The organism is Mesorhizobium sp. LCM 4576 (assembly GCF_001854815.1).
Taxonomy (GTDB): Bacteria; Pseudomonadota; Alphaproteobacteria; order Rhizobiales; family Rhizobiaceae; genus Mesorhizobium; species Mesorhizobium plurifarium.
In genome coordinates, this window is record NZ_MDDT01000079.1 from 1 (window position 1) to 3554 (window position 3554).

The following is a 3554-nucleotide window of genomic DNA, read 5'->3' on the forward strand; positions in this document are numbered from 1 at the left end:
CGACTCCCATAAATCTCATCCGGCTCTAGACCCGCACGAACCCCTCGCTCGCCCTGAGCAGGTTGCGCGTATAATCCTCGCTGACGCGATGGCCGATCAATTGGCTCGCGGTGAGCGTCTCCACCGTCTCGCCGTTCTGCAWCACCATCAGCCGCTCGCACATATGGGTGATGATGGCGAGGTCGTGGCTGACCATCAGGAAGGTAAGCTTGCGGYGGCGACGGACCTCTTCCAGCAGGTTGAGCACCTCGGCCTGCACAGAGGCGTCGAGCGCGGAGGTCGGCTCGTCGAGCAAGAGGATCGAGGGTTCGAGGATCAGCGCGCGGGCAATCGCCACGCGCTGGCGCTGGCCGCCGGAGAGCTGGTGCGCATAGCGGAAGCGGAAGCCCTTGCCGAGGCCGACCTCGTCGAGCGCGCGTTCGATGCGCTTCTCGCCATCGGCAATGCCATGGATCGCCAGTGGCTCCTGCAGCAGGCGGTCGACCGTCTGGCGCGGATGCAGCGAGCCGTAGGGATCCTGGAACACCATCTGCACGTCGCGGTAGAAGGCCTTGTCGCGGGTTTTGCCCAAGGTCTTGCCGTTCACGATGATGGTGCCGGACGCGACCGGCGCAAGGCCGGTAATGGCCCTCAGCAGGGTCGACTTGCCGGAACCGCTTTCGCCGACGAGGCCGTAGGATTCGCCTTCCCGCACGTCGAGGCTGACGCCCTTCAGCGCGCGAAACCGGTCGAAGACCACTTCTAGCCCTTCGACAGTGATGGAAGTCGTCATGCCGCCCACTCCGGCTTGCGGTCGAGCACCGGCAGCGGATGGCGCTCGAAGCCGATCCTCGGCATGCAGTTGAGCAAGCCGCGCGTGTAGGGATGCTGGGCATCGCGCAGCTCGGAGGCCTTGATCTGCTCGACGACCTTGCCGGCATACATGACGACGACCCGGTCGCAGAAGGACGAGACCAGGCGCAGATCGTGCGAGATGAAGATCAGGCCCATGCCGCGCTCGGCGACGAGCTTGTCGAGGATCTTGAGCACGTCGAGCTGCACGGTGACGTCGAGCGCCGAGGTCGGCTCGTCGGCGATCATCAGCTCGGGTCCGGTGACCAGCATCATGGCGATCATGGCGCGCTGGCCCATCCYGCCCGAGACCTCGTGCGGGTAAAGGTCGAAGACGCGGGCCGGATCACGGATCTGCACCGCCTGCAGCATGGCGAGCGCGCGCTCGCGCGCCTCGGCCTTGGAGACCTTCTCATGCGTGCGCAGCGTCTCGACGATCTGGCGGCCGATGGTCATCACCGGGTCGAGCGAATACTTTGGGTCCTGCAGGATCATGGCGATGCGGTTTCCCCGCAGCGCCCGGCGCTCACGCGGCGATATCGACAAAAGATCGATGCCATCGAAGGCGAGCTTCTTCGCCGACACCTCGGCCTGCGGCGGGGTCAGCCCCATGATGGCGCGGCCGGTCTGCGATTTGCCGGAACCGCTCTCGCCAACGATGCCCAGCCGCTCGCGACCGAGCGAGAAGGAGACGCCGCGCACGGCCTGCACGAGGCCGGTGCGAGTCGGGAAGGTGACGCGCAGGTCGTCGACATCGAGAAGCGTGTCACTCATTGGTCACCGCTCATTGATCACCGCTCCGGGGGTCGAGCGCGTCGCGCAGGCCGTCGCCAAGCAGGTTGAAGCCGAGGCTGACGATGAGGATGGCCGCGCCCGGAGCAGCCGCCACCCACCACTGGTCGAGGATGAAGCGGCGGCCGGACGCGATCATCGCGCCCCATTCGGGCAGCGGCGGCTGCGCGCCGAGGCCGAGGAAGCCGAGGCCGGCGGCGGTAAGGATGATGCCGGCCATGTCGAGCGTGACGCGGATGATCAGCGAGGAGATGCAGAGCGGCATGATGTGGCGCAGCACGATGCGAAAGGGCGATGCGCCCATCAACTGCACCGCCTTGATGTAGTCGGAGTTGCGCACCGTGAGCGTCTCGGCGCGGGCGATGCGCGCGTAAGGCGGCCAGGAGGTGATGGCGATCGCCAGCACGGCGTTCTCGATGCCGGGGCCGAGCGCCGCCACGAAGGCAAGCGCCAGCACCAGCTTCGGGAAGGCCAGGAAGATATCGGTGATGCGCATCAGGATCGTGTCGGTCCAGCCGCCGGCATAACCGGCGATCGTGCCGACCAAGAGGCCGATGGGCGCTGCGATGATGGCGACCAGGATCACCACGTAAAGCGTCCAGCGCGCGCCATAAACGATGCGCGAATAGATGTCGCGGCCGAGGTCGTCGGTGCCGAACCAGTGCGCGGCGCCCGGCGGCAGCAGGCGGGCGTTCTTCAGATCGCCGACGGTCGGCGAATAGGGCGCCAGCACGTCGGCGAAGGCGGCGACCACAAGCAGCGCGATGATGATCAGCATGCCGACCAGCGCCAGCYGATTGGCCGAGAAGCRCCGCCAGGCGACATAGGCACGCCCGAGCCTTGCCTGCAGGCGCGAGGCAGGCCGGTCGCTGAGCAGCCATTCGCGACGGGATTGAATGGTTTCGGCGCTCATCCGGCTTTCGTCCTCGGATCGAGCAGCCGGTAGAGGAGATCGGAAAAGAGATTGATGGYGATGAAGACCGAGCCGATGGCGATGGTGCCGCCGAGCACGGCGTTCATGTCGGCGTTCTGCAGCGAGTTGGTGATGTAGAGGCCGATGCCTGGCCAGGAGAAGACGGTCTCTGTCAGCACCGAGCCTTCGAGCAGGTTGGCATAGGAAAGCGCGATCACGGTGACCATCGGCACTGCGGCGTTGCGCAGCRCATGGCCCCAGATGATGCGGCTTTCCGACAGGCCCTTGGCGCGTGCCGCGACGATGTATTCCTGCGCCAGCTCGTTCAGCATGAAGGAGCGGGTCATGCGGCTGATATAGGCGAGCGACAGATAGCCGAGCAGCGCGGCCGGCAGGACGATGTGGCGCCAGGCGTCGTAGAAGACGTCCCACTGCCCCTGGATCGCGGCATCGAGCAGGTAAAATCCGGTGATCGGCGTGAAGGTATATTCGAAGACCACATCGAGCCGCGCCGGGAAGGCGATCCACTGCAGCTTGGCGTAGAACAGCACCAGTCCGAGCAACCCCAGCCAGAAGATCGGCACCGAATAGCCGATGAGGCCGACGATGCGCGCGACCTGGTCGATCAGGCTGCCGCGTTTGACGGCGGCCAACACGCCGAGCGGCACGCCGATGACAGCGCCGATGATCGTGCCCAGCGTCGCCAGCTCAATGGTCGCCGGAAAGACGCGACGGATGTCGGACATCACCGGATTGGTGGTCAGCACCGAGGTGCCGAAGTCGCCTCTCAGGGCGGCTTTAACATAGAGATAGAACTGCTCGATCCAGGGCAGGTCGAGGCCCATCTCGCGGCGCGTGCGCTCGACGACGGCGGTCGGCGCCCGATCGCCGAGGACGGCCAGCACCGGATCGATCGGAATGACGCGGCCGATGAAGAAGGTCACCGCGAGAAGCCCGAGATAGGTCGTCACCGCGATGACGAGAAAGCGGCCGAGCGACGACAGAATGGCAACGGCGC

The 3554-nt window shown here is 65.9% G+C and carries 4 protein-coding genes; all 4 read right to left on the reverse strand.

The window, feature by feature from the left end; all coding sequences use genetic code 11:
• Positions 1-25: 25 nt before the first annotated feature.
• The gene (locus LCM4576_RS31580) at positions 26-772 is read right to left on the reverse strand and encodes an ABC transporter ATP-binding protein (RefSeq protein ID WP_071036270.1); all 747 of its coding nucleotides are present in this window, start codon (positions 770-772) and stop codon (positions 26-28) included.
• Positions 769-1605, reverse strand: coding sequence for an ABC transporter ATP-binding protein (locus LCM4576_RS31585; RefSeq protein ID WP_071036268.1), 837 nt, complete (start codon positions 1603-1605; stop codon positions 769-771). Before LCM4576_RS31585 ends, LCM4576_RS31580 begins: the two co-directional genes overlap by 4 nt.
• A gap of 10 nt (positions 1606-1615) precedes the next feature.
• Positions 1616-2536: a nickel transporter permease gene (gene nikC, locus LCM4576_RS31590; RefSeq protein ID WP_071036269.1), complete on the reverse strand. Its 921-nt coding sequence runs from the start codon at positions 2534-2536 to the stop codon at positions 1616-1618.
• On the reverse strand, positions 2533-3554 hold a 1022-nt coding region (locus LCM4576_RS31595; RefSeq protein ID WP_244510971.1), incomplete at its 5' end, for an ABC transporter permease. The genes nikC and LCM4576_RS31595, both read right to left, overlap by 4 nt.